25 protein-coding genes are annotated in these 26,278 nt (G+C 62.6%); 7 read left to right on the forward strand and 18 right to left on the reverse strand.

What is annotated here, in order from left to right:
- Positions 1-94: 94 nt before the first annotated feature.
- Positions 95-1,378, forward strand: a complete 1,284-nt coding sequence (locus ACOGXA_RS09830) for an amidohydrolase family protein (RefSeq protein WP_419923703.1) — start codon at positions 95-97, stop codon at positions 1,376-1,378.
- A 4-nt stretch (positions 1,379-1,382) separates the two neighbouring features.
- Here ACOGXA_RS09830 and trhA read toward each other — a convergent pair whose 3' ends face one another.
- From trhA to ACOGXA_RS09850, 4 genes are read right to left on the reverse strand one after another with little or no spacing between them, the layout of a single operon-like run.
- Positions 1,383-2,039, reverse strand: coding sequence for a PAQR family membrane homeostasis protein TrhA (gene trhA, locus ACOGXA_RS09835; RefSeq protein WP_419926966.1), 657 nt, complete (start codon positions 2,037-2,039; stop codon positions 1,383-1,385).
- Between the two features lie 46 nt (positions 2,040-2,085).
- Positions 2,086-3,579: a sulfatase-like hydrolase/transferase gene (locus ACOGXA_RS09840; RefSeq protein WP_419923704.1), complete on the reverse strand. Its 1,494-nt coding sequence runs from the start codon at positions 3,577-3,579 to the stop codon at positions 2,086-2,088.
- A gap of 5 nt (positions 3,580-3,584) precedes the next feature.
- On the reverse strand, positions 3,585-5,093 hold the full coding sequence (locus ACOGXA_RS09845) for an AMP-binding protein (protein WP_419923705.1): 1,509 nt from the start codon (positions 5,091-5,093) through the stop codon (positions 3,585-3,587).
- 4 nt (positions 5,094-5,097) lie between these two features.
- The gene (locus tag ACOGXA_RS09850) at positions 5,098-5,541 is read right to left on the reverse strand and encodes a VOC family protein (RefSeq protein ID WP_419923706.1); all 444 of its coding nucleotides are present in this window, start codon (positions 5,539-5,541) and stop codon (positions 5,098-5,100) included.
- A 271-nt stretch (positions 5,542-5,812) separates the two neighbouring features.
- Between ACOGXA_RS09850 and ACOGXA_RS09855 the strand changes: the two genes are divergently transcribed.
- A protein-coding gene (locus ACOGXA_RS09855; protein ID WP_419923707.1) for an IS3 family transposase occupies positions 5,813-6,945 on the forward strand; the annotation gives its coding sequence in 2 pieces (ribosomal slippage) (positions 5,813-6,071 and positions 6,071-6,945; 1,134 coding nt in all).
- A 99-nt stretch (positions 6,946-7,044) separates the two neighbouring features.
- On the opposite strand, the gene ACOGXA_RS09860 is transcribed toward ACOGXA_RS09855, so the two are convergent.
- Positions 7,045-7,908, reverse strand: a complete 864-nt coding sequence (locus tag ACOGXA_RS09860; RefSeq protein WP_419923708.1) for a TauD/TfdA dioxygenase family protein — start codon at positions 7,906-7,908, stop codon at positions 7,045-7,047.
- 55 nt (positions 7,909-7,963) lie between these two features.
- Between ACOGXA_RS09860 and ACOGXA_RS09865 the strand changes: the two genes are divergently transcribed.
- The gene (locus ACOGXA_RS09865) at positions 7,964-8,401 is read left to right on the forward strand and encodes a nuclear transport factor 2 family protein (protein WP_419923709.1); all 438 of its coding nucleotides are present in this window, start codon (positions 7,964-7,966) and stop codon (positions 8,399-8,401) included.
- A gap of 7 nt (positions 8,402-8,408) precedes the next feature.
- Here the strand turns inward: ACOGXA_RS09865 and ACOGXA_RS09870 are convergent, their stop codons facing one another.
- From ACOGXA_RS09870 to ACOGXA_RS09880, 3 genes are read right to left on the reverse strand one after another with little or no spacing between them, the layout of a single operon-like run.
- A complete protein-coding gene (locus ACOGXA_RS09870) occupies positions 8,409-11,825 on the reverse strand; it encodes a DEAD/DEAH box helicase family protein (protein ID WP_419923710.1) in 3,417 nt (1,138 codons plus the stop codon).
- Entirely contained in the window at positions 11,822-12,994 is a 1,173-nt protein-coding gene (locus ACOGXA_RS09875) for a restriction endonuclease subunit S (protein ID WP_419923711.1), read from the reverse strand. Before ACOGXA_RS09875 ends, ACOGXA_RS09870 begins: the two co-directional genes overlap by 4 nt.
- Positions 12,991-14,541 carry a type I restriction-modification system subunit M gene (locus ACOGXA_RS09880; RefSeq protein WP_419926967.1) on the reverse strand — a complete coding sequence of 517 codons (1,551 nt, stop codon included), beginning with the start codon at positions 14,539-14,541 and terminating at the stop codon, positions 12,991-12,993. The genes ACOGXA_RS09875 and ACOGXA_RS09880 overlap by 4 nt, the downstream gene beginning before the upstream one ends.
- A 264-nt stretch (positions 14,542-14,805) precedes the next feature.
- Between ACOGXA_RS09880 and ACOGXA_RS09885 the strand changes: the two genes are divergently transcribed.
- Positions 14,806-15,234 (forward strand): hypothetical protein, encoded by a 429-nt coding sequence (locus ACOGXA_RS09885; RefSeq protein ID WP_419923712.1) that lies wholly within the window; start codon positions 14,806-14,808, stop codon positions 15,232-15,234.
- A 135-nt stretch (positions 15,235-15,369) separates the two neighbouring features.
- Positions 15,370-16,686 (forward strand): helix-turn-helix domain-containing protein, encoded by a 1,317-nt coding sequence (locus tag ACOGXA_RS09890; RefSeq protein ID WP_419923713.1) that lies wholly within the window; start codon positions 15,370-15,372, stop codon positions 16,684-16,686.
- Between the two features lie 144 nt (positions 16,687-16,830).
- On the opposite strand, the gene ACOGXA_RS09895 is transcribed toward ACOGXA_RS09890, so the two are convergent.
- From ACOGXA_RS09895 to ACOGXA_RS09935, 9 genes are all read right to left on the reverse strand, one after another.
- Positions 16,831-17,754, reverse strand: coding sequence for a MazG nucleotide pyrophosphohydrolase domain-containing protein (locus ACOGXA_RS09895; RefSeq protein WP_419923714.1), 924 nt, complete (start codon positions 17,752-17,754; stop codon positions 16,831-16,833).
- On the reverse strand, positions 17,754-18,491 hold the full coding sequence (locus ACOGXA_RS09900; RefSeq protein ID WP_419923715.1) for a C1 family peptidase: 738 nt from the start codon (positions 18,489-18,491) through the stop codon (positions 17,754-17,756). The genes ACOGXA_RS09895 and ACOGXA_RS09900 overlap by 1 nt, the downstream gene beginning before the upstream one ends.
- Positions 18,492-18,494: 3 nt before the next feature.
- Complete coding sequence (locus ACOGXA_RS09905) at positions 18,495-19,736, reverse strand: ImmA/IrrE family metallo-endopeptidase (protein ID WP_419923716.1); 1,242 nt, start codon at positions 19,734-19,736, stop codon at positions 18,495-18,497.
- 72 nt (positions 19,737-19,808) lie between these two features.
- Positions 19,809-20,186, reverse strand: coding sequence for a helix-turn-helix transcriptional regulator (locus tag ACOGXA_RS09910; RefSeq protein WP_419923717.1), 378 nt, complete (start codon positions 20,184-20,186; stop codon positions 19,809-19,811).
- Complete coding sequence (locus tag ACOGXA_RS09915; protein ID WP_419923718.1) at positions 20,183-20,686, reverse strand: holo-ACP synthase; 504 nt, start codon at positions 20,684-20,686, stop codon at positions 20,183-20,185. Before ACOGXA_RS09915 ends, ACOGXA_RS09910 begins: the two co-directional genes overlap by 4 nt.
- Positions 20,683-21,513, reverse strand: coding sequence for a hypothetical protein (locus ACOGXA_RS09920; protein ID WP_419923719.1), 831 nt, complete (start codon positions 21,511-21,513; stop codon positions 20,683-20,685). The genes ACOGXA_RS09915 and ACOGXA_RS09920 overlap by 4 nt, the downstream gene beginning before the upstream one ends.
- Entirely contained in the window at positions 21,510-21,839 is a 330-nt protein-coding gene (locus ACOGXA_RS09925) for a hypothetical protein (protein WP_419923720.1), read from the reverse strand. The genes ACOGXA_RS09920 and ACOGXA_RS09925 overlap by 4 nt, the downstream gene beginning before the upstream one ends.
- 66 nt (positions 21,840-21,905) lie before the next feature.
- Complete coding sequence (locus ACOGXA_RS09930) at positions 21,906-22,874, reverse strand: nucleotide kinase domain-containing protein (RefSeq protein WP_419923721.1); 969 nt, start codon at positions 22,872-22,874, stop codon at positions 21,906-21,908.
- 449 nt (positions 22,875-23,323) lie between these two features.
- Positions 23,324-23,665, reverse strand: coding sequence for a hypothetical protein (locus ACOGXA_RS09935; protein ID WP_419923722.1), 342 nt, complete (start codon positions 23,663-23,665; stop codon positions 23,324-23,326).
- 273 nt (positions 23,666-23,938) lie between these two features.
- Between ACOGXA_RS09935 and ACOGXA_RS09940 the strand changes: the two genes are divergently transcribed.
- Together ACOGXA_RS09940 and ACOGXA_RS09945 are read left to right on the forward strand one after the other, a co-directional pair.
- On the forward strand, positions 23,939-24,436 hold the full coding sequence (locus ACOGXA_RS09940; RefSeq protein WP_419923723.1) for a Panacea domain-containing protein: 498 nt from the start codon (positions 23,939-23,941) through the stop codon (positions 24,434-24,436).
- 36 nt (positions 24,437-24,472) lie between these two features.
- On the forward strand, positions 24,473-24,751 hold the full coding sequence (locus tag ACOGXA_RS09945; protein ID WP_419923724.1) for a hypothetical protein: 279 nt from the start codon (positions 24,473-24,475) through the stop codon (positions 24,749-24,751).
- 63 nt (positions 24,752-24,814) lie between these two features.
- On the opposite strand, the gene ACOGXA_RS09950 is transcribed toward ACOGXA_RS09945, so the two are convergent.
- The gene (locus ACOGXA_RS09950; protein WP_419923725.1) at positions 24,815-26,209 is read right to left on the reverse strand and encodes a hypothetical protein; all 1,395 of its coding nucleotides are present in this window, start codon (positions 26,207-26,209) and stop codon (positions 24,815-24,817) included.
- Positions 26,210-26,278: the final 69 nt, after the last annotated feature.

Consider the following 26,278-nt stretch of genomic DNA (forward strand, 5'->3'; position numbering starts at 1 on the left):
GTCAGGGCCATAGGTGTCCTAGGTGCAGCCACAAGGCCGTCTCCATTACCGTTGAACCTTAGAAAGTCCTAGGAATCACCTCAGAGGAACCCCCATGAACCCCGACGATCTCATCTTGATCAGCGTTGACGACCACATCGCCGAGCCGGCCGACATGTTCGAGGCTCATGTGCCCGACAAGTACAAGGAGCACGCCCCAAAGGTGGTCACCGACGAGAACGGGCGGGAGCAGTGGTATTACGGCAAGCTGCCCGGCCGGAATCTGGGGTTGAACGCAGTGGCCGGCAAGCCCCGGGAGCACTACAACATCGACGCCAGCCGCTACGACGAGATGCGGCCCGGCTGCTACAACGTACACGAGCGGGTGCGGGACATGAACGCCGGCGGGCAGTTGGCCGGGTTGAACTTCCCCAACTGGACCGGATTCTCCGGCCAGGTACTCAATGAAGGCCCCGATCCCGACCTCAACGACATCATGATCAAGGCCTACAACGACTGGCATATCGACGAGTGGGTCGGGGCCTATCCCGACCGGTTCATCCCCTGCGGCATCCTCCCGCTGTACGACATCGACCGGGCAGTAGCCGAGGTCAAGCGGCTGGCCGACAAGGGCTGCCATGCAGTGACCTTCTCGGAGAACCCGGCCATGCTGGGCATGCCGTCGATCCACTCCGGGGCTTGGGACCCGCTGTTCGCGGCGTGCAGCGACCTGGGCACGGTGCTGTGCTGCCATCTGGGATCGTCGTCTCGGTCGATGGGCGCCTCGCCCGATGCCCCGGCCAGTGTGCCGATGACCCTCTCGTCGGCCCTAACCATCTCGACGCTGGTGGAGTTGGTGTGGGCCGAGTTCTGGGATCGCTTCCCCGACCTCAAGTTCTCGCTCACCGAGGGCGACATCGGCTGGATCCCCTACTTCCTGTGGCGGGCCGAGCACGTGCAAGACCGCCACTCGGGCTGGACCAAGCATGAGTTCGGTGTCGACGGCAGCCCCACCGGCGTGTTTCGCAACCACATCCTGTGCTGCTTCATCAACGACCGCATCGGGGTGAAGCTGCTGGACGAATTTAACGTGGACAACCTGTGCTGGGAGTCCGACTACCCCCACTCCGACGGCACTTGGCCCCAGTCCCCCGAGTATGTGGCCAAGCTGATGGGCGATCTGCCCGCCGACGTGGTGGCCAAGATCACCCACCAGAACGCCATGCGCCACTACCGGTTCGACCCCTTCGCCCACCGCCCGCCGAAGATGTGTACCGCGGCGGCCCTGCGGACCGAGTCGCCCGATGTGGATGTGGTGACCCGGGTCGGCCGTCCCGCCGATGAGCGCGACGCCGAATTCTGGAATCAGATTCAGTCCGGCGGCTGGAAGCGGGAGTAAACGGCTAGGCCAGCGGCAGGGCGAAAAAGGCGATGGCCACGTAATGGACAGCCACCGCGGCGATGACCAGCAAATGGAAGATCTCGTGGTAGCCGAACCAGCGGGGCCATGGATCGGGACGCCGGAAGGCATAGATGAGGGCGCCCAGGGTGTATAAGCCTCCGCCGATGAACAGCAGCGTCGAGCCCGCTACGCCCAATCCCCGCCAGATGTCGCCAATGACCAGCAGCGCGGCCCACCCGACAATCGGGTAGGGGGCGACCAACACCCAACGGGGAGCGTGGAGCCACGCGACCCGGCCGATGATGCCCAGGGCGGCACCCGACCACACCACGCTCAGGACAAGGGTTGCTGAACCGGTTCCCAGCGCGAAGAAGCCCACCGGGGTGTAGCTGGCCGCGATGAACACAAAGATCATCGAATGGTCCAGGCGGCGGAACATCTCCTTCACCTTCGGGGTCCAGTTGCCCGCGTGGTAGGCCGCGCTCACTGCGAAGATGAAGACCACGGCGATGGCATAGACCGCCACGATGGCCCGGTCGGCGCCCCCCGGGCCCAAGGCGACGACAATGGGGCAGAGCACGGTGGCGGCCACCGCGGCCAGCGCGTGGGACCAGCCCCGGAAAACCGGCTTGGGAACAAAGGAGGTGGCAACCGTCAGACGGCCACCCTACCCGGGCGAGGCCGCAATGAGCGAGAGTCTCCTGCTAGCCGCCCAGCTCGGCGGCCTCGTATTCCAGAAGTCGGCCGAACAGATCGCGCAGCTCGGACCGGCGGGAGCGGTCGTTGGCCAGGTTGACCACCTCGTGGGGGTCGTCGGCCAGGGAGTACCACTCGTGGTCGTGGTCGTCGAAGTCGGCGTCTGTGTCGAACAGCTTCGGTTCGGGGGCGAGGTTGCCGGTGCGGTCGATGCCCCCGCCCACGCCGTAGTAGCGGGCGTACTTGGTCTCTCCGTCGAAGAAACCCCGCACCGCATACCGGCTGTGGCGGAGCAGCTCCGACTGGGCACTGTCCTGGCTGAACAGCACGTAGTCCCGCACCGACGTCGACGGATCGGCCAGCGACGGGGAGAGATCCTTCCCCGACAGGGTGGGGGCGTTGTCGATGTCCACCCCGCCGAGCGCAGCGACGGTGGCGGCCAAGTCCACGTGGGTGGCCAGCGCGTCGGTGGCTGCTCCCTGCGGGGTGAGTCCGGGGGCCTTGACGATGAGCGGCACCCCCATGACCTCCTCGTACACACAGGGCAGCTTGGCCCGAAGCCCGTGCGACCCGCAGGCGTCGCCGTGGTCGGAGGTGTAGATGACCACGGTGTCTTCGTATGCCCCGATGTCGTCGAGAGCGCCCAGAATCGAGGCGATGCTGTGGTCCAGCAGCTCGTGGAGCCAGGCGTAGTAGTCGAGTTGGCGCAGCCAGGAGTCCACGTCGTCGAGGGCCATGTGGCCCACCATGTGCTCCCGGTTTCGGACATGTCGCCAGGCCCGCTGCACCTCGGGCTTGGTGTGGAGATCGTCGTCGAAGTTGTCGGGCAGCCGGGTGAAGCGGCGGGGGTAGATCTCATCGAGGGGTTCGAGATCGACTTTGCCGCCCAGCATGTGCTCGTGGAGGAAGTTGAACACGCCCATCAAGTCGGGGTTGGACTCCTGGAATGACGGCTGGTCCAGCGGGTACCACATCACGTCGTGGGGGTTCACCAACGCCACGGTCAGAAACCACGGGCCGATGGAAGGGTCGGCACCGTGGGTTTGCAGCCAGTCCACCGCCTGATCGGCGATAATCGGGTCGAAGTGCCGCCCGGTCCACGGCCCGCCGATGTAGTGGCGGTCATCGCCCTGCCAGCCGCTGTAGCCGAACGCTTCCATGTCGGGCATCGGCTCATGGGTCAGGTGGTATTTCCCCAGGTAGGCCGATTCGTAGCCGACGTCGCGCATCAGCCGTCCCACGGTGGGAATGGCCGGATCGAGCGCGGTGTGGGCTGGGAAGCTCACGTTGTCCACCACGCCGTGCTCGGCCAGGTAGCTGCCGGTGTACAGGCTGGCCCGAGACGGCGAGCACGGCGAGGAATGGGTGTAGTAGCGGTTGAAGTCCAAGCCGTCGCCGCGCAGCCGGTCGTGGGCGGGCATATCGACCATGCCGTCCAGCCACGGGTTGCGCCGCTCCTCGTCGGACACGATCAGCAAGATGTTGGGCTGTTGTGACGCCATCGCGGTCACCCTCCGTAGGTTTCCCGGAGCTGTTTTTTGAGCACCTTGCCCACCGGGTTGCGGGGCAGTTCGTCGACGATCTCCAGTTGCTCGGGGATCTTCTGGTTCATCAGCCCGACGTCTTTGCAATGCTCCACCATTTCGACGAAGCCGAACGCCTCCCCGGCCTTGGGAGCGACCACGGCGCAGCACCGCTCTCCCGACACCGCGTCGGGCAGCCCGATGACGGCCACATCGCCCACTTTGGGGTGGGAGAACAACACGTCCTCCACCTCCTTGGCCGAGATGTTCTCCCCCTTGCGGATGATCACATCCTTTTTGCGCCCGACGATGGTCACAAACCCCTCGTCGTCGATCTCGGCCAGGTCGCCGGTGAAGAAGAACCCCTCATCGTCGAAAGCGGCCTCGTTCAGCGCGTCGTCCAGATAGCCCCGGCACAGGGTCGGGCCCTTCAACAGCAGCTCCCCGTCGATCAGCTTCCAGTTTGTGTCGTCCAGAATCCGACCCTCGGTGGTGGCCAGCTTGCCGTCGGGATCATCGAGGAAGCAGTAGGTGACGATGGGGCACTCGGTGAGCCCGTAGCTGGAGATGATCCCCACACCGCCCATCTCGTTCTTGACCTCCATGTGCAGCCCAGCCGGCTTGGGGGCGCCCCCGCCGATGGCCGCCCGCATCTTGGGGAAGATCGGCTGGTCGGGGGTCTTGCGCTGCTCGGCCAGAAAAGCGATGAAAAATGGGGTGCCCGAGCCGGCCAAAGTCAGACCGTGCTCCCGGAAGAAGCGGGTATCGGCTTCGGGACTGAAGCTCTCCACCATCAACATGGGAGTGCCGCACACCAGAGTGGCGATGAGCAGGCTGATGCCGCCGATGTGGGTGTACGGGAAGGCCAGCGGCCACACATCGTCGGCCCGCAGGTCCAGGTTCTCCCACACGTGGCGGGCGGCGGCGATCACCGAGTCGTCGCCGTGCTTGGCCCCTTTGGGGTCAGCGGTGGTGCCCGACGTGTAGTAGATCCACCGCACCGGCAGCCGTCCGTCGTCGTCCAAAGGCGCCTCGAACGGGGCCAGCGTGGCGGGATCGCCTTCGGGCAGGTCGCCGTCGCACACCAGCACGTCGCAGTTCTCGGTGGTGGCCACCACGGCCTCGGCCATGGCCTGGTAGTCGAAGCCCCGCCACACCGACGGCACCACCAGCAGCCGGGCCCCGGTTTGGCGGGCCACAAAGCCCACCTCCCGCTCCCGGTAGATGGGGATGATCGGATTCTGGACGGCCCCCAGCCGGGCCAGAGCAGCCGACAAGATGAGCGACGCCCGGCCATTGGGAAGCTGCCACGACACCCGGGAGCCGGCGGCAATGCCCATGTCGGCCAGCCCGGCGGCGGCCCGCTCGGCGGAATCCCGGAACCCGGCAAAGGTCATCACCGTGCCGTCGGGCTCGATGGTGAGCGGGGAGTCGGGGGAAGCGGCGGCCCGGGCCTCGATCGCCTCCCAATAAGTTCTGGGATTTCCTATCACCGGGTCATTCTCCCAGGTCGTTGGTCGGGGTTTCGAAGCCCACCAGCAGCTCTACCAATTGTCCAGCCGGGGTGCGGATCATCACCGCAACATCCCACAGGCGGGTGTCGTCCAGCACTTCGCCCCCATGGGCTTTCACCCGCTCAAGCGCGGCATCCATATTGGAGACGTTCAGCGATAGATGGGTGAGGCCAGGCTCGTTCATCACCCGGGTCGGCCGCTCGACTAGCCCGGTGCCGCGGAACTGCAACAGCTCGAGCACGAACTCGCCCCGGCGCAGATACAACGCCCGCAGCCCGGGCCGCTCCATTTGCAGAAGCTGCCCGGTAGCACCGTCGTCAGCATCCAGCGCCCCTACCCGTTCAAAGTCCAGCGCCCCGGTCCAAAACTCGGCCTCAGCATCCAGATCGGCCACCGCCAACCCGACATGGTTGACCTTCTCGCTCACCGGCTCACCCCCTCACTGCTTCCCCATCGGCCATGCAGCGTAGGCTGGCAGCAAGTAGTCCGACGATGAGAAAGACGATCGTGTCTTACCGTCCTCTCCCTATTGACGCGAAAGAAGCACTCAGGTTGCTGGTGCGAATTCGCTACCAAGCGCGCATTCGCAGACTACGGGGGAAGCTGCAATGGGAGGGATTGGCGTGACCCCCTGAGATTGGTCCACCTGTTGTGAGAGTCCGTTGTCCAGTATTGCTGGATGGAGGAGGATCACGAGTATGGCTAGGCGGAGGCACACGCCCGAGCAGATTGTCCGCAAGCTCCGGGAGGCTGACCGGCTGTTGGCCGAGGGCGCATCGATCGCGGATGTGGCCCGGCACCTGGAGGTGTCGGAGGCCACGTTTCACCGGTGGCGCAACCAGTACGGCGGTTTGAAGGCCGACGACGTGAAGCGGCTCAAGTCGCTGGAGGCCGAGAACGCGCGGCTGAAGCGGATCGTGGCCGACAAGGAGCTGGAGATCGACGCTTTGCGGGAGATCAGCCGGGCAAAATGGTAGGCCCGCCGCAGCGGCGCAGAGCCGTCGAGCTGCTCCAGGAGCGGCTCGGGGTGTCGCAGCGGCGGGCTTGTCAGATCGTCGGACAGCACCGCTCCACGCAGCGCTACGAGCCGGCTGCGGCGGACCCGGACCGGGCTCTGCGGGCCGAGCTGCGCGAGTTCGCGAAGAACCACTCCCGATGGGGATACCGGCGGGCGCACGCAGTCTTGCAGCGGCGGGGGTGGGCGGTGAACCGCAAGAAAATCCAGCGCATCTGGCGCGAGGAGGGCCTGCGGGTCCCGCCCAAAAAGCGCAAGCGCCAGCGCACGGGCGACTCCGACGCCGAAGCCGGCCTGCTCAAAGCCGAGCGCCCCGACCACGTGTGGGCGCTGGACTACCAGTTCGACGTCACCGCCGCAGGCCGCAAGATCAAGATCCTGCACGTCCTAGACGAGTTCACCCGCGAGTCGCTCGCCGACGTCGTCGACCACAGCATCGACGCCGACGCCACGGTGGCCTGCTTGGACAAGGCCACCTCCGCCAGGGGCCAGGGCCCGGAGTTCCTCCGGTGCGACAACGGGCCCGAGCTCACCGCGAACGCGCTGCGGGACTGGTGCCGGTTCACCAGCACAAAGACCAGCTACATCGAGCCCGGGTCGCCCTGGCAGAACCCGTGGGTCGAGTCCTACGGCAGCCGAATGCGCGACGAGCTGCTGGCCATCGAGCAATTCGACAGCCTCCTGGAGGCCCAAGTACTTGTCGCCGACTGGAGAGACGACTACAACTACTACCGCCCCCACTCCGCGCTCGGCATGCTCACACCAGCCGAATACGCAGACCAATGGGCGAAAAACAACCCAAACAAACTCTCATAACAGATGGACCAAAAAACGGGGTCCGGTCAGGATCGCTGGACGAGATGCGGCGAGACAAATAGAGGTCGTCTTATTCGAGGTGAGAGGTGGGGATTTCCGCTAGTCGCGGTCGAGGCCGTAGGCGGCGGCGGAGACCCTCTCGTACTTATAGGGGGCCCACTGGGTTGTGTCGAAGGCCGGTTCGGGGTGGTCGCCCAGGATGGTGACCCGGCTGATGGCCCGGTTGCCGTCGAAGTCGTTCACCGCGAAGTGCTGGGTGGCCCGGTTGTCCCAGATGCCGATGGTGCCCTCGCTCCAGCTATAGCGGCACGTGAAGTCGGTCTTGGAGGCGTGGGCGGTGAGCATCTCTAGCAGCGACTCGGACTCGTCTCGGCTGAGCTGGGGGATGCGCCGGGTGAACTGCTTGTTCACGTACAGCGACGGGCGGCCGGTGCGGGGGTGGTGGCGGACAATGGGATGCTCGGCCTTGTGATCGGGCTGCCCGTAGTTGGCCGCGGTGTGGATGGCGGTGAGCCCGTTGATCATCTGCTTCGTGGGCTCGGCCAGCGTCTCATAGGCCTTGTACATGTTCGACCACATGGTGTCGCCGCCCGCGGGGGGCATGACCATGGCGTTGAGCACCGAGCAGATGGGCGGGGACTGCTCGAAGGTGCAGTCGGTGTGCCACACGTCGGCCACGTAGCCCGACTCGCCCCTCAGCACCACGATCTCGGGGTGGTCCTCATCCAGCTTGGGGATGTAGGGGTGGATCTCGGGCTCGCCGAAGCGAACGGCGAAAGCCCGGTGCTCGTCGGGGGTGAGGTGCTGGTCGGGGAAGAACAGCACCAAATGCTCGTCGAGCAGCTCTTGGATGAGGGCGAACTCAGCATCGGACACGGAGGCCAGCGACAGACCCCGCACCTCGGCGCCCAGCGCTCCCGCTACCCGGCGCACGTCCAGATCAACAGCATCGATTACAGCCATAGCCGCCAGCCTATCCCCATCGCCAAGGGTGTCGAAAAGGTGCCAACATGGGGCCATGTCTGATCGAGCTGCTTTGGCCGACCTGGCCGCTGACTACGCCCGCTGTGTGGACCGGGGGGATCCCGAGGGGGTTGCGGCCTGTTTCGCCCCCGACGGAGTTCTCCGCCGTGTCGACCTGTCCAGCGGGGGAACGATACTCAGCGAGAGAACGGGCCGAGAGGAGATCGCTCGGGCCATCTCCCGGATGAGCTACAACGCCACCTTCCACTTCCTGGGCCAGCAGCAGACCGAGATCACCGGCGACACCGCCACCGGCGAGACCTACTGCATAGCCCATCACCTGACGGTTCCCGACGACGGGACCCCGACCATCGACTTCATCATGTTCATCCGCTATCACGACCAGTTCGTCCGCCTCGACGAGGGCTGGCGCATTGCCGTCCGCGAGCTACAAATCGACTGGACCGAGAACCGCTTGGCCGAAGGCGTTTAGCGGCCGGTCACGCCGCGGCTGTGTCGTGGAGGTGTTGGACGATGTTGAAGAACTCGTCGAGGTCGGGGGCGGGGAAGATGGCTTCGGGGCCTTGGGGGGCGACGGCGGTGAAGGGGGATTGGTAGATGCGGCCGGGGTCGATGGCGCCGTGTTGGGTGAGGTAGTCGATGACGAGGTTGACGAATTCGATCTGGTTGCGGGTGTGGCGCTTGTCGTCGAGGAAATTGGCGAAGGCTTGTTTGGCGGCGGCTCGGTCGAGGCCGACGATGGAGCGGATGAACAGGCCGAAGCTGCCGGCGCGTTGTGAGGCTTGGGCGAAGGTGTCGGTGTCGCCGATGCCGGCGGCTACGAGCACTCGCTGGAGCTCGTCCATGTCGGCGGCGGTGATCGGCTCGCCGCTTCGGACTTTGGCCACGATGTTGTCGGCGAGGTGCTCGTTGAGGAAGCGGCGGGCCTTTTTGTGGAACTGCTCAAACTCGTTGCCGACGACGCTGCCGCCGGTTCCGGGTAGGTCGACCTCAGTGCTCTCTTCGAGCTCGTCGGTGAAGTCTGAGTACAGGACGTTCTTGCGGGTGCGCTCGATGAGGGGTACGAGGTTGCGCAGTCGCTTGCGGGCGTCTTCGAGCATGGGGTAGCTGACGTCGGCCCACCACTCGTCGGTTTGGATGCCGGCGATCAGCTCCTGTTGCTCCGCTACTGCCGGAATCGCGGTCCCGAGGTCTTCGAGCGCGGATGCGATGTTGATGATGCGGTTGCGCTGGCGCTCGAAGGGCTCGTGGCGGAGCAGGCCCAGCTCGGCGTTGAGCATCACCACGTCGAACCGCTTGGCTTCCTCGTGTTCGGGCTCGAGTTGGTCGGGCAGCTTGGCCACCCGTTCTCTGAGCGCCGCTAGGTCTGCCAGCGTCACCTTCTCCCACGCATCTGGCGTGCGGAAGCGCTCCACCAGCTCCAGGTGGGGGCGCACCAGGAAGTTGTTCTCGTTCATCGACGCCACGGTCTCTTGCAGCACAGCAGCCACGTCCGCCCGCTCTCCGCTGAGAGCCTCGATGCCGTCGAGGGCTTCGAGCAGCTCCAGGCGCGCGGTGAACAAGACCTCGCTCAGCGGCCTGGTGCCGGATGGCTCGGCAGAGTCGAGCTCTTGGCTGAAGTACTCGAGGTTCTGGCAGAAGTCGAACACTTTGAAGCAGGTCTTGTGGTCGTCGGGCCCGAACAGGTTCTCGCACAGCCGGGTGCCGCGCCCCAGCATCTGCCAGAACTTGGTCTTGGACCGGACCAGCTTGAAGTACACCAGGTTGACCACCTCGGGCACGTCGATGCCGGTGTCGAGCATGTCCACCGAGATGGCGATGTGGGGTGCCTTGTGTTTGTTGGAGAAGTCGTCGATCAGGCTCTGGGCGTAGTTCACCTGGTGGGTGATCACCCGGGCGAAGTTCCCGGCATCGAGCGCCGGATAGTTGGCGTCGAACCGCTCTTTGATGAAGTCGGCATGGAGCTGGTTCTTGGCGAAGATGATCGTCTTGCCCAACCGGTCGCCCCCGGCCACCTTGATGCCCTCAGCCATGAGGTGCTCAAGAACCCGGTCGACGGTGTCTTTGTTGAACAGCCACTTGTTCAGCTTGGCGGCATCCACCTCATCGGGCGGATCGAGCGGCTGGCCATCGTCGTCCTCGCCCCAGTCGAGCTCGTCCCACTCGTCCTTCTCGTCTTCGGACAGCTCGTCGTAGCGGATGCCCTCGCGCACGAACCTCAACGGCACCGACACGCCCCGGGGCGGCACCAGAAAGCCGTCTTTGATGGCGTCGTCGAGCGAGTAGGCGTCGGTGGGCACGCCGGTCTCCAGGTCGAACAGGTCGTAGGTGTTCTTGTCCACCTCGTCTTTGGGGGTAGCGGTCAGCCCCACCAAAAGCGAGTCGAAGTAGTCGAAGATGCCCCGGTACTTGCGGTACACCGACCGGTGCGCCTCGTCGATCACCACCAGATCGAAGTGCCCGACGCCGAACCGGCGGGTGCCGTCGGCCCGGTACTCGTCGATCTTGTTGACCATCGTCTGATAGGTCGACACACACACCCGCCCGTCCTCGGTGCCCTCGGTCACCAGATTCACCGGAGCGGAATCCGGCAGGTGGGCCTTGAACGCGTTCACCGCCTGGTTCACCAGCGCCGTTCGATCGGCCAAAAACAGCACCCGCTTCACCCAGCCGGCCCGCATCAACAAATCGACCAGCGCGATCACCGTGCGGGTCTTGCCCGCCCCGGTGGCCATCACCAACAGCGCCTTTCGCTGCTTATCGCGGTCGAAGTGCTCGGAAATCGACCGGATCGCCCGCTGCTGATAGTGGCGATCCACGATTCCCTCGCCCGCGTCCAGCGACGACAGCTCGTAGCGGGACTCCCGGCGCTGAATCAGCAGATCCAACTCGTCGCTGGTGTAGAAGCCCTGCACCCGCCGAGGCGGGTACTGGGTGTCGTCCCACAGCCAGTGCTCATAGCCGTTGGAGCAGAACACCGCCGGGCGCCGGCCGAACTCCGCCTCCAAACAATCGGCATACAGCCTGGCCTGCTGCTGTCCCACCTTGGGATCGACCAGGGCCCTCTTCGCCTCCACCACCGCCAACGGCAACCCATCAGCACCCCAGAGCACATAGTCCACATAGCCGACCCCCGAGCCCGACGGCATCCCCTGCACCTCGTACTCGACGTCACGGCCCTCGACGAATCCCGACCACCCCGCCTCGGCCAACAGCGCATCGATCTTGAACCGGCGAGTGTCGGCCTCCGACCAATCATGGGCCTCAGCCGGAATCGACTCAGCCGCCTTCTTCGCGACTGCCACCTGCCGGCGCAGCTCGGCCAACTCGTCCTCAAGCTCCTCAGCGGTCCGGGAGGCCTCCGCCAACCGCTGGCGGGCCTGCTCAAGGTCGGCGGCCTCCCGATCAAGCCGATCCTCAAGCTCCCGCCGCTCCCGAAGCGACGCCCGCTCCACCCGCCCCGCGTCCACCAGCCTGTGCGGATCGAACCGCAACGACGCATCAGGCTTGGAAGACCGCCCATAGGCGAACGCCAACCAGAAACAGAACTGGAACAGCGCCGAAACGATCTCCACCGCCTCCAACTTCGACGGCGCCTTCGACTCATGCACCGCCCGATTCCCCGCCCGCTGGATCTTCCTCGCCACATCAAACACCCGGCCATCAGCCAACGCCTTGAACCCCGGCTCATTCAGATACGCGTTCAGCTTTTCCTCATACGGCTGAGGCAACGACCCATCATGCCGAAACACCCACCTGACCCCCGACTCCAAGCACTTCCGCGCATAAATCACCGCCGGCCCCGGATCAGACAACGCATGCCCCTCCGCCCACGCCGCCATCTCGAACTCATCGAGGAACTCAGCCTCAAGAAACGAGAACTGCGACCCGCTCACAGCTCGCCTCGAAATGCCCGCTGCTGAAGCGAGGCAAATAGCACATCAAGCTGCTTTCTCGAATGCTGGATAGTCGCTTCAACCTCTTGGATGCGTAGAAGCCGACTGAGAAATTCGTCTTGGGCGGCACGCGGTGGCTCTAAAAGAGGGAATGCCCGAAGTTGCGTCATGTTGATCGAAGCAATGCCAGTGGTCTGCTTCGCCATGCGAAGGAAGTACCGCTTGCCACGATGACTTCCTAGGAGGCGACTCAGGAATTCTGGCGTCATGCTGTCATCAATGAGCCGTACACGAAACACATGATTCTGGTGAATGCAAGGATCAACTTGTCCGTTCCACACGGCACCTCGGCCAAGTTTGTCCGGGTCACCGCCCTCTGTCAGCACGATGTCACCAATCTGCAAGGAGTATTTGCTGATTTCCGCTCCTGTGGCCTCGATCGATTTCAACGGTTCGAGTTGGATGAAACCATCTTGGACATTTGCAACAGCGAGATAGGGAACAGCAGTCAATGTATCGCTACCGGTCTTGCGGCCCTTGGTGATTCCAGACCGGACTTCGGAGACATCGGCCAATACCCGATCATCCCTCCATCCCCAAGGGTTGGAGACAGGATCGCCAAACATTTCGATGAAGATGGCTTGGGTCAGGGAGTCGAGCCTCTCCAGGGCCTGATGGCGCTTCGCCCGGAGCGCCTCGGCAGCATCCAGCACCCCCGCAATCCGCCGCTGCTCCTCGACTCGGGGAAGGGGGATCTGAAATACCTCCAAGACTTTCGGGCTTAGACGCGGGAGATTGATACCCACAGTTTTGCTCGATGCACTGGCGATCATTTCTGGTGTCCGCAAGTAGTGCAGCAAGTAGCGTCGATCTAGATTGGGACCCGGCCGGATCGGCAATATGTCTGTGCTGCAGATACCTTCAAAGTCAGGAGCAGCGATCTTTGCAAGGTATGGGCGGAGTTTCCCATAGAGAATGTGGCCACCGGTGAATGCAAACTTGTTGCTCTTCAATCCAGATTCGCCAGAGGTAGATATTCTTTGGAAATCTCCACCACTAGTGATGTTATCCAAACCGACATACTGCTCCTGCCCCTGGATCTCGCCTGGCGATACAGTCCTTCGATCAATAGTGGCTACCTCGCCCAGCTTTACCCTCTGGAATGTCACAGGAGCATCATCCTTAGGTCCTCGATTCCCTTCTGAATACCCTCTTCCAGCGCAGCGAGCTCATCCAGGATCTCAGTCGGTGAGGCATAGTCCACCTCGTCGTAGACGACCTCTTTGTACCGGTTGATGCTGAGGTCGTAGTCGCTGATGACGATGTCGTCCTTCGGTACGCAGAAGGACTGCTCAGTTCGAGTACGCTTCAGCTCCGCGCCATCCCGCGCCCGCCATCGGGCAAGAGCGTCGGGCAGGTTGTTCTTTTCATGCTCTTCATCGCTGTGCAGCTCGGGTCCAAGCCCCAGCTTGTCCTCATGCAGAAGAGGGGTGCGCTTATCGTCGAGGCTGTAGCCGTCCGCTTCGAGGTCGTAGAACCAGACGTGGTCGGTCCCACCGGAGTTGGTCTTGGTGAACAACAAAATCGCGGTGGAAACGCCGGCGTAGGGCTTGAACACGCCTGAAGGTAACGAGACGATCCCGTCCAGCTTCTGCTCCTCAACCAGGATCCGTCGAAGCTCCTTGTGGGCCTTGGTCGAGCCGAACAGCACTCCATCGGGCACGATCACCGCCGCCCTGCCACCCGGCTTGAGAAGCCGCAGGAATAACGCCAAGAACAGCAACTCGGTCTTCTTGGTTTTGACCATCTGCAAAAGGTCTTTCGCCGTCCCCTCGTAGTCCAGTGACCCTGCGAAGGGCGGATTGGCGAGGATCAGGCTGTATCCCTCTACGTCGCCGGAGTGGTCCTCAGCTAACGAATCCCGATAGCTGACGTCCGGGTTCTGCACCCCGTGGAGCTGCATGTTCATCGACCCGATGCGAAGCATCGTGTTGTCGAAGTCGTACCCGGAGAACATCCCGTTGTGGAAGTGCTTCGACTGCGCGTCATCCGTCAATGCGGTCGGATGATTGTCGCGGACGTACTCCCCAGCCGCCACCAAGAACCCGCACGTCCCGCTGGCGGGATCGCAGATGGTGTCATCCGGCTGGGGCGCCACCATCTCAACCATGAGCCGGATGATGTGCCGCGGCGTCCGGAACTGCCCGTTCTGCCCCGCGGTGGCGATCTTGGAGAGCATGTACTCATAGACGTCGCCCTTGGTGTCGCGGTCCTCCATCGCGATGGCATCGAGGCCGTCCACCGCCTTCTGCAACAACGCCGGAGTGGGAATCGAAAGCCGGGCCCCGCCCATGTGCTTGGCATGCGTGCTGTCCTCTGCCCGGTCTTCAAGAAACGGAAATACGTACTGGTCAACCACCTCGTACATCTCCGCAGCCGCCATGTTCTTGAACCTCGACCAGCGCAGACCGCCATACGGCCGCCCCCTGGCCCGCCCCTCAGGATGGAAGTACTCCCCCTCCGGGAAAATGACCTCGTCAATCGGCTCCCCAGTCCGGTTCGCCTTGTTCTCAGCCAGCGTCTGCCGCTCGTCCAGCGCCTTGATGAACAGCAAGTAGGTGAGCTGCTCCATCACCTCCAGCGGATTCGATATCCCCCCCGACCAGAAGTCATTCCAGACAGCATCGATCCTGCTCTTCAACTCCCCCGTGATCATCACCCCCCATTTCAGCCCAAACCACACGCCCGCGCCCCATCCCAAGATTCGCTCCATGCAGGGGTGACGGCAGGCCTGACCTTGTCTCCAAGTCAGACGGAAGTGTCATTCCCCTTCCTTAGAATGCGGATATGGGCAAGAGAACCCGCCTGAAGCACTGGACAGGAGGTATCGCGAATGCGGTCTGAGGCATGGAGCGCTCTGTTCCAGATAATCGCAGTCGTGGGAGCGCTCGGCGCATTCGGATGGGCGAGGATGCCGCTGGTGGCAGCCCGACTCCGGCTGAGAAGTCTCATGGATCTTGAAATAGAAAACCTCAGCCGAACTACGGCCCGTCAGGTCACCGTTGAGATGAGGTGCGACGAACCGTTCTCCAATTCCGACCTTGCTCTGCCTGAGGGCACTTGGAAGTGGGGGCTGGCTGATATGGGTCCAGGGCAAAAGTACTCCTGCGATGGAATCAGAGAAAGACACTTGATGGCAGGTGTTTCGGTGAAGATCAGATGGAGGGGGATTGCGGGGCTTCCCCGTAGCAGATCCTACGAATTTGGCGGGCCAGAGTTGGCCAAAGGGCGCGTGTTCATGCGCAAGCCGGTTGTGACGACCAGCGGCTCTGCGGAGAGCAAAGACGCAAAAGCAATTGCAAAGGCGATTCAAGACCACGCTCGGGCGATCGTCGACCATTCAGATTGACACGGCTATGTCGATATGGAATTGACCGGATCCCGTTTTTTGGTCCATTCGGCTGTGGACGGGCATCCTGTCCCTCTCCATCAATGGCATGGCTACCCCTAAACCGAGGTGACCGGCCAATGGGAGGATGCTCAGATGCAACATGAGGCATTGAGTGACGCTCAGATCAGAGCGCTGGCAGAAGAGATCCGAGATGGGGCAATAGCTGCCGAGACCGATTGGGTGGAGTGGAAGCGCTCGCTTGATTTCTCAACTGACGGGGGTCGATTCCCGTTGGCCAAGAATGTGCTTGGCATGGCGAATCGTATGCCCGAGATCGCACTTCGCAATCTCGGAGGATACGGATACATTCTCGTTGGAGCGGAGCCGGGGTCAATCGTGGGCGTGAACCCCGTGGATCCTGCTCAACTTCATGATTGGATTGATCCCTACATTGGCGCGATAGGCCCCGCCTGGCAGCCTCGCTACGTGACGGTTGACGACAAGACCATTGCCGTCATCGAAGTCGTCCCTCCTCGGCCTGGCGATCCTGTTCACACTCTCCGCAAGGAGTGTGACGGCTTTCAGCGAGGCACGATCTTCGTCAGGAAGAACGGCAAGACCCACCGCGCTGATGATCAAGATGTCGTAAACCTCGTCCAACGCGCCAAGGGCGCCCGTCTTGATCTCGACCTGCTGCTCATCGGAGCGGAGACCATGAGTTGGTTCGACCGCACCGCGGTCGAGGCTGAGATCACGCGCATCGCGGACAGTTCACAAGATTCCCAACTCGAACACGCTCGCGGCTACAGCACAAGAGGCCAACCAGAGATCGCCCTTGCACAAACCGTGCGTCGCGCGTTCGCCAATGTGTACAGAGAAGAACAGCGCTCGCTTGATGAGTACAAGTCCGAGGTGGACGAATGGCATGCGAACTGGACCCACAACGCACCGCAGCACTGGGTCGAGAACTACATGCTCGCTGGTCATGGAATCTACTCGCTGCGGCTGCGCAACCTGACCGATCAGAACTTCGCAAGCGTCGAAGCGCGGCTACGTATCGAGGGAGTTCGGGTAGAGGACGATCTTCGACCCGAAGCAGTCGAGTTGCCAAAAAGGCCCAGGCCGTTCGGCACAGGCACCAGCCTGCTCGATTTTGGGGACTTCAACCAGGCCATTCTGATGCCGAGAGTCGACTTCGCTACACCTTTCGACCAGCCCGAGTTCTCCATCACCCAGCTCGAGGGCACCGTTGAGGTTGTGTGGGATGCGGGACACCTGCGACCGATGGGATCAGTCGATTCCGCCGAGCTGTGCATCCTCGTGGACTCCCCGCATGATTCGAACCATCTCCCAATTGCGTGGTCTGCGACGTCAACAAGCGTCAACGGAGTTCAACAAGGCGTCCTGGAAATCCCGATCGCCCCACACCCGATACTTCTCGACGACATCGACCACGACCTCCGCGACTGAGCACCAGGCGACCGCAGCAAAATAGTGCCGCGAAAACGTGGGCAAGCTCTATCGGTGGACATCAGCTGCTAACCAACACAGGTATCATGCAAGAAGCGAACTAGCTCGGCGAGAGTGCTCGCGGTAGCGCGTGCCAACTCACGTCTACGCCAACGGCACGTAGCTGAGCTTTCTGGCAGCAAGGTCACCCCGCAGAACACCGCCGTCGTTCTCACGGAGTTGCCGCCATGCGGCGAAACCTTGGAGCACGGCTTGCTCGACCTCCCAGAGATGGCGCTGTGCAACCTCAAGGCCAGCTGTGAAGGTCTGAAATGTCTTGAGTGCGTGGTAGTCGAGGTGGCGCACGTTGTTGAGAAAATTGTGCTCGCGGGCGTACGCGAACATGAATGCGGCGATCGCCTCTTCGATCACGATTGCCCGACCGCCGTCCTCGATGGCATCAGCCATTGTTCCCTTTGGACGCTTGCGCTTGAAGATCCTGCTCCGGGCCACGGGCGACCAACCCAGGACTGCGGCGTTGGCCAGGTGGAATGCATCGTGGTACCGGTAGCCACTGCCGTCGTAGGTGTTGTCTCCAAGTTTGTTGGCGACGGGTTTCCCATTCCAGATCACTTCGATCAGCGGTTCGGGTCCGTCGCTGGGTATTGGTCGAATCGTTACGGTGAACTTGCGGGGAAGCTGATGTCGCCGGGGTAGCCCTGCGTCGAAGTGGTCTGATGGTTGCCGGCGCCTCGGCGATTCGCTGCCGCAAGCCGCCCATCGATCGGAAGTCTTGGCCAGGTTGCGTCGGGCGATCTCGTCGAGCGAGAGGCCGGCCTTCTCGGCGACGTTTGCCGTGTACCAAAGGATGTCCCCGAGTTCTTCTGCAACGTTGTCCTCAAACAGCTCATACGCGGCCCCATCTCGAAGCCGCTTCTTGTAGCCGGCGAGCAACGTTCCGGTTTCACCCGCGAGTCCGAGCAACGGACCTAGCAGCGGGTCGATTTCGTCGTCGCTGAGATGCGGGAAGTGATCTGTTCGTTGGGATCGGCGCTGGTACTCGGCAAGGGTGAGTGATTCGTGCGTCATCAGGTGTCGGTCCCCCATGTGCTTGGTTGTGGGCTACTTGTGAGGCTCGTGGGATCTATCGCGCCAGCGCGTGCCCCGAACGCGATGAGATAGTCCAGCGGCAGCCAGCCGTACCCGCCCGCTCCCCATCCGGGACCCCAGCTGTTGCGTACTAGGAGAGTTCGGGCCCGTTCGCTCGTTCGAGCTCCAACCGCCAATACTGCGTGGTAGGAACCCTGCGGAGCCGTCAACGGAGGCACTTCGATAGTGCCATTGGACGTGGCTTGCTCGAACTCCGTTGTGACTTCAACTATCAACGCAACAGCGAGGCCGAACTCCAACTGGTCTTCGATGCCATCTTCGATGCCGTCGTTGGCGACCGGCACGGAGGACAGATCGGCTTGGTGCCAAATAGACGCCTGAGCCGCTAACGGGATCTGATCGGCTTCGTGGATGATCACAGAATTGAATGGCCAGTCCGCCAAACTGGGCTGGCCATCTGTCCGGAGGGCGTCGGCGACCGCTTCCAGTGTTGTGCCTTCACGAGATGCTGTGCCGCTTGCGACGCAGCTTGACCACAAGGCATCGGGTGCGAGTGGTTCGGGAGGCTGCGTGCGACATGCTTCATGTGCGGCAGTCACCACGATGGGGATACAGAGTGGTCGGGTTCCTTGGTCGATCGCGGGCGCGAACATCGGTCTCAAATCGACTGGTGGCCGATCCAAGCTGCGCTGCCGCCTTGCGTCGTACCCGGCCATCGCCTAGCGGTGTTCATCTACTGATGCTGCGGCGGCCGAGCGCCAGCGATCCCTCGCTGCGTCCGCCCAGCCGTCATCGCCATCGCTGATCTGATCGATGGTGAACGCCTCTCGCCGCGCTTCGACGGCCGCCGTGATTCGATACTCGTCGACCGGATCGGCATCTCCGTACTCGTTGCGCAGCACCAGCCGGAGCTCCGTCTTGCCGGGTTCATCCAACCGAATGCCAAAGACTCGGCGGCCCACCGCACCCACGACAAAATCCTCGTTGCGGACCTGCTGCACGGCTTCCCAAGCTTCGGAGGCACCTAGTCTTGCGAGACGGCGACTTCGGATGGCAGCGCCGGTCATCACCTGAGAGGTGCCATCCGCAATGTAGACATCACCGACCACGGTTGCTCGCCCACCGGCAATGGGAAGTGGCTCCGGTTTCTCCGCGGGCGAGGGTTGACGCGCTCTGTTGACGGCTTGGCTTGGGGGCTTGCGACGTGACTCCGCCTTCGGTACAGCCATCGCTATCTTTGCCCGGCCCAAGAGTTCGCCGTCGGCAAAGGGGGGAGGCGGCTGTGTCGCGGAGCGTCGTGGATTTGGGCCGGTACCTGGAATCGACCACCTGTAGCCGGTGCTGCGGTCTTCGGGCAACGAAATGATGATCTCGTCACCGGTCCGGACGTTGAGTTGTTGGTCGCGCCAAGCCATGTCGACCGGCCAAACGTCCGCAATGCCGACGACAGGTCGGCGTCCGGCGCCAATCGTCTGTTTGACCTTTAGCGGCTGCACCTTGAGCAGCTCCCGCAGTTCGTGCTGCGTGATCCGGTCGAGGTGGTACAACTGCCTCGCAGCTGCCTCATAGCTGGCGCCTGCTTCACGGGCGACGGTGTAGACGTCCAACGGGCCCAGTGACGTTGCATTGCGGCGCGACAGGGTGCTGTGAATGAGCGGGGGTGGCATCAGCAGAGCCCCAGCGAATACCTGCGCTAGAGCCTCCCGCTCTATCTCAGAGCGTCCCAGCACGTCCACTTCCGTATCGAGTGCAGCATCGTGCCCATCATCGAGTCGCCAGTGACCGAGCTCATGCGCCGCCGTGTACCGCTGGATTGTCGTTGGACGTTCGGTAGTGATGAGGATGCCGCCTGTGCCCTCTGGCAGATACGCCCCCAAGAGCCCATCGAGCGGAAAAAAAGCGAGCCACAACCCGAGGCTTTCGACCAAACCGAACACGTCCACCTGGCGCGCCTGATCCACGCCCGCCTCGTTCAAGAGCCGGTTAGCAGAGCTTGCAGCCATGAGTCGTCGCGTGTGTTCGGAAGGCACGGGCTACTCCGTTGGCTCAGCTCGGGTGGCCCCGGGTCGTCCCGCCCCGGCGAGGAACTCAGCGAAGCGCAAGACCTGCTCCTTGTCTTGATCTGACAGGGCCGCTGTCGCCCGATACAGGGGCGCATCCATATCGACCCCAGCACCCTCCTCTCCGAGCAGCCACGCCACCGGCCGGCGATACAGACGGCCGAGACGCCTGAGCTCAAGCGACGAGACGCGACGCTTTCCGGACTCGATCGCCGACACGCTCGCCCTGGGGATGTCCAGCGCAGTCGCGACATCCTCTTGGAGGAGTCCGATGTACTCGCGCGCTTCCCGTAGCCGCTGTGCGAGCGCCTTCTGTTCGCTTGTGTCGGATTCGGGCTCATCCGTACTCATGATCTGTCCTTTCGTTGGTGTGGCACTTCAAGGTCCTTTTGTCTCGCCCATGCGGAGGCAACAGCGATTGCCACAGCCCATCCACTCTCATGGGAGGCAGAGACGTGGAACTTCGAGATGCCGAGCGATCGGGCATGCTCGGCAGCCGAACCCCGTAACACGATGCTTGGAACTCCTGATTCCGACGATGCGATTTCGATTTCTCGCGGGTCGAAGTCGCTTATCCCCAGACCGAGGCACTTCATCACCGCCTCCTTCGCCGCCCACCGCGTCGCAAGACGCTCCGGGTCCCCATCGGCTTCGGCACATTCGACTGATGTCCAGCCCCGGTCAAGAAACGCCGGGCCGCCTTCAGTAACAAGTAGATCTAATCTCGGGACAGATACGACATCAATCCCAACGCCCACGACACCGTTGCGATCTTCGGCTAACGCCGATGCTCCGAGTGCAGACGCGAGTGCCGCAGATGGCGATGCCAGTAGAGCATCGACGTCCTTCACAACAGTGCTCCCAAAGACCGGACGAGTTCTTGTGGTCGCGCACGATGTTTCGGCTCCGCGTCAGCCAGCGTTGCATGGACCACTAGCTCACCGCAGTCAGCACCCGTTTGTTCACACAAGAAGTGCATTAGTCGGCTGAGGCCGACCAAGTTTCCGTATGCCTTTGTAATTAGGTATTGGTGGCGGTACACGGCCAGACAGTGAAGCGTCCCGTTGACCAAGGTGAGATCGATATGCACCAGGCAGGGAAAGCCCCGCGTACGCTGGTCACTAGGCGCATAGACTTGCACTCCAGCGACTGGTTCGGAAATGAGGGCATCGGCTCCGACATCGATGTCGAGCGTGTTGTTGGTTCGAAGACTTCTTGCGAACTCATTGCGAATGCGGGAGATCCTCAAGTCGAGCTGGTTGGTTCCGCCGGCCTCCTTCCCTGGCCATGTGATCATTCGTGAGAAATAGGTTCCTCGGTTGTTCGCTCGGACCCTACGCAACACGGGCAGCATGCCGACGTACCGCTCGTAGAGGTTGTGTGCCGCAGCATCTAGCTCTCGGACAGCCTGCTCATCGAGGTCGGGCGACCATGAGAATCCGGGGCTCTGGTAGAGCGAGTTCGGGAAAATGGTCCCTGCGACCGTCTCCACGCTCTGGCCACCCACCTCATTGAGCGCAAGATCGAGCACGTCGCGGACGGCTTCGTCCTCAGAGCCGGGATTCTCGACCGTCATCACCAAGTGAACGCAGCGGCCTTTCCGCTGACTGGCCGTATGTGTCAGGGCTTGGAGCCATGCCTCGCTTAAAGTCTTGGTGGCTTCGAGTAGCTCGCTCATGACTCAACTAGTGGTGCATCTTGCTTGCGGATTTCCCGATGCAGCATTTGGCTCAAAGCTGCTGGAGTAGCGAGATCGTCTTTGGTCAGGTCTTGAGGATTGACGAGCCGTCCAATTCCGCAAGACTCTTCGACCTGGCTGATCACCCACACCGCAGTGAGGCTGGCCACGCCAGCGCTGGGGCCACTCGGGGCCTCACCGACGCTTGTGAGCAACGCATTTACGTGGACCTCAAGCTCGGTCTCGCTGAGTCCGCGGACATCGACTGTGCTCTCAGCCTGACGCTGAGGCGGGGAAATGCTCCCCGTGTCGATGTCATCTGTCATGACATAAATGTTAGATTATCTGACATCCACTGTCAAGCACGCCGGATCCGCTTCAGCCATTCAGAGCTAGCTAGCGGCCCCGAAGCAGGACGGGGCCTGCGCGGACAACGGCAAGCCCCACTTTGGCGGGTAGCCCAGCGTCAAGGGCCGATGGTCGACCCGATACACCTGCTTTATGCGGCCCGGCCCGCCCACCGAGTGCTCGGGATGAGCAACCCGGGCATACTTGTCGACCTCGCAGAACAAATTCTGACAGTCAACGAGCTGAAGAGAACGACCCCACAGATCCTGAAACGGCGTCGGCATCTGAGTCGTCTCAAAGAAGCCGGTCGCCGAGACAGCCATCGCCGCGATCACACCGGCCGCATCGAGCCCGCCAGTGTCCTCGAAGCACTTGCCAATACCGCGAAGAGCGCCCGGGCCCGCCACAACGAACTCCATCTCGTCAAAGTCGAAGTGCGGCGAATAGTTCAGGTCAATGGCGTACTGAAACGCCAAAAACGGCCCGAACGACGGCACCTCGCAGAGCCGCTCATACAGGGTCCTCAGCGAACGGGCCTTCTCGAGGTCAGACAGCAAACCGTTCTGAAGCAGCATCTCGACCAAAGACAGGTGGTTGCGATGCTTGCGATCTCCACCCAGCCGCGGATTCGGCATTATGTACGCTGCCGAATACACGCGTCGGTCATGGTCGAAGAGCTCGTCTAATGCCTCTGCGTACCCCTCAGCGCTAAAGCCGACCGCTGTCGGCTGCCCGACGCGGTCAACCAGGTACTCCCAGGTGTCGACCCGGTTGAAAATCTTGAAAAGCAGAACCCGCAGAATCGTGTCGAGTGCGTCGCGCTCCTGGTCATAGATCACATGATGGAGCAGGTACTGGCTCACCCGATCCGACGCGCGATACGCATTCGTAAACCTATAGCGGCCCAGAACGGGATCTTCCGTCCAAGGGCCAGCCTCTCCGGACACACGGCGAAAGAAGATCGCCTGCCGCTCGGCCGCCAATCGCCAATACGACCAGAACACCTCAGTCACCCGCACCCGACGCCCGCCGAGCTCGACCTTCCAACTCCCCTCCAGCGGGACTCGACAGTTCTCAAAAGTGCGGCCAGCGGGAGACACCACTGGTCACAGTAGCCACAACGGGCTGCGGCTCACCATCCCATTCGTGAGCAGCGGAATCGCCCCACCGCCACTTCTGCCAAATGGATTGTGGCGTTCCCCAGTTTCATCGAGACATGCTCCACATGCAGGGCCAATGTCTAGTGGTCTGTCGGACGCTCCCTTGTCAAGCGGCGAGTGCTAGGGAGCGTCTGACGGGCCCTTGTCTCCGCCACTGGGTACAGTGGGAGCAATGGCACACCTGCCACCGTTCATCTCTATTGAAGAACTTGAGGCGATGACTCCCAACGAGCGGGTCGCCGCATTCCGCGAGCGAACCGTCAGGGATCTCAACGATCTCCCAAAAGTCTTCCGTAATCGCATTATCGAGAATGCCCAGCGTCAACAACACGGATGACCCGTCGCAGGTAGCTGAGTGCTGCCGCCTTTCCTACCTCGGTCAGCGTGAAGCGCCGGTCTCTCCAGCTTCGCTGGAAGGCGACGAGGTCGCATGCCTCCCATACCTGGCGGATATCGAACAGCGACCATGCCACGTCGCTGTCGGAGGGCGCTCGCCGTTCTCCGCCGTCTGTGGTTGTCCATCCCATGTCTTCGGCAACCTCGGCCACGAACGCGAGCACAGAGTCGTAGGACGCTTCCGTATCGCGGTCTGAGAAGGCGAGCAGGTTCAGCAGCGCTGTCTCTGCTGCGAAGCCGGGCCGCACCAACCCAGTGCTCCAGCCGCTCGGTGAGCACCGCGGTGCGCCACGATTGGCCCGGCAACGCCACGGGTCGGCGGTACAGACGACCGAGACGCCTGAGCTCAAGCGACGAGACGCGCAGCTTTCCGGACTCGATCGCTCTGGGGATGTCCAGCGCAGTTGCGGCATCCTCTTGGAGGAGGACGATGAGACCAAGATCGAGCCCACCAGCCGAGGCAGAGGTGCTGTCACACCCACCGGGTATACTTTTGGACCCATGAAGCCTGGGAGCCCAGAATGACCAGCAGCACAAGTGCGGCATCAAGCGCCTTTGCCATTGCAAATGAGCTGTTAAACCGCAACCCGCGGCTCTCGAAGCTGAAGCTCCACAAACTTCTCTTCTTCATCCAGGCAGAGCATCTTGCCTGGTACAGTCATCCGGCGTTCCCGGAGAGCATCGAGGCATGGAAGAACGGGCCTGTAGTTGCAGATGTATGGCACGACATGGCCAGCAGGGGTGCTAGGTCTCGCAGCATTCCCCAAAGCCTCGATGATGTGATGAGGTCTGTGGCCGCCAGATTTCGTGGGAAGAGCGGTAAAGACCTAGTTGCGCTCGTCCACGAGGAGGGACCCTGGGTGGATGTCACAGAGGGTGGAACTGTTGTAGAGAATCAGATCATCACCCATGAGGCGATGCGGGAGTATGCCCAGCGGTTGCCAAAGGAACTGGTGCCAATACGCGAGGCGCTAAAGGATCATCCACGGGACCGCACTTTTGTAGCTGATCCCAGCTGAGGAAAAGATCCTTACCGCTCAGTACGAAACCCCGCCATGAGCAACAACGATCCTTGGGAGACCAACGCCCTGTCGCGCTGGAGAGAATTCAGTCGCTCGCGCTTTCTTCCTCAAGAGGCGGAAGCAGACGCGCTCAGATTCATCAAGCAGTTGAGAGCCGACCCTTTTGGCACCCCCGCGAAGAGGGATCTAGTCGGCGAGTTCTACACCGTCGTCCATCAGGGGGAGATGTGGCACATCGGTGCAGGTTTTACCATCAACACCGAATTCCGCCAGGTCGATGTAATCGGCTACGAATTGATTGATGAAATCTGAAATGCCTGCTCACCGGCCTATAGGCCGTTGGCGATCACCACCTAGATGCATTTTGGGCGTCGGCTATTCCAGGGAGGTGCGGGGTCCGGCGGCGACGTGGCGCAGGTAGCTGAGTGCTGCCGCCTCACCTACCTCGGTCAGCGTGAAGCGCCGGTCTCCCCAGCTTCGCTGGAAGGCGACGAGGTCGCATGCCTCCCACACTTGGCGGATGTCGTAAAGCGACCATGCCACGTCGCTGTCAGAGGGCGCTCGCCGTTCTCCTCCATCTGAAGTTGTCCATCCCATGTCCTCGGCAACCTCGGCCACGAACGTGAGCACAGAGTCGTAGGACGCTTCCGTATCGCGGTCTGAGGAGGCGAGCAGGTGCAGCAGCGCTGTCTCTGCTGCGAAGCCGTCCCACCCCTGCGGTGCCATGTGTCGGGTAAGGGCAATCCACGCTTGTACCGGGTCGGATGCCATTGCCGCCCCTGCGGCGGTCCGCACCAGCTTCGACTTGCGCTTGCGCAACGCCCCAGCGAGTTGCAGCCATTCCCGCAGGGCCAACAGCTTGTCATCGTCGGCTTCGGTGCGCATCTGGCGATCCATCGGGAGCACGAGATCCCACGGACGCTCAGCTTGCAGCGACCTCACGAATGAGGGCGCCAGATAGCCGGCTTGGGTCAGCGGCTGCTCGTCGCCGTGGCGATCAAGCAGCCACACCAGCGGAGCAACCGCAGCCGAGGCTCCGCTAGGAGGCCCTACGGGGTGCAGCAGCCGGTTCGCCACCCCCGCACGGGCCGATCCCAGCCGGTGGCTTCGGCGCCGGGCCGCACCAACCCATTGCTCCAGCCGCTCGGTGAGCACCGCGGTGCGCCACGATTGGCCCGGCAGCTCCGGGTGATCGCTTTCCAAGGCGGCCTCCGCCACCGCAGCCTGCGCGACTCGCCAGCCGCTACTGCCCACCACCACATCGCCGGCGGCAATCGCCATCTCCAGCACATCCTCGACCGCCGAGTGGGCCGCCGCCTCCTCGCCGCCCATGAAGTCGCTCCAAGCGAAGTCGGCCAAATCGGGAGGGTCGATGCCGGATTTCTCCATTGCCCGGCCCATCGCCCGGTGCCCGTCGGCGTCGCTGCGGTCGAACGCGGCATGCACCTCCGCGGTGATGGACGAACGGCAGATGGCCGCGTACGCATGCAAACCCAGCTCGTCGAACAGCGCAGCAGCCCCATGCCCGAACCGGCCCATGTACCCCGCCTCGTCGGTGATGTACTTGGTGGGCACTGCATGCCAAAGCCAGTACTGCAACCCGGCCTGCCGCAGTACACCCGGCCCCTCTCCCCAGGTCAGCGCTTCGTAAGCATGTTCAGCCGAGCGCGCCAGCCCCTCATCCCGGGCCGCGACACGCGAGAGAGCCTCAACCACGTCGTCCTCCGACAGCCCCGCGGGATCAACCAGGTTGCGAACCGGCCCTGTCACCCCAACAGCCTGCCAAACACCCGCAACCTGCACACTGCCATCAGCCCCCTTTCAATGGAGACATGCTCC

It is taken from the genome of Candidatus Poriferisocius sp., assembly GCF_965208475.1.
Taxonomy (GTDB): domain Bacteria; phylum Actinomycetota; class Acidimicrobiia; order Acidimicrobiales; family Bin134; genus Poriferisocius.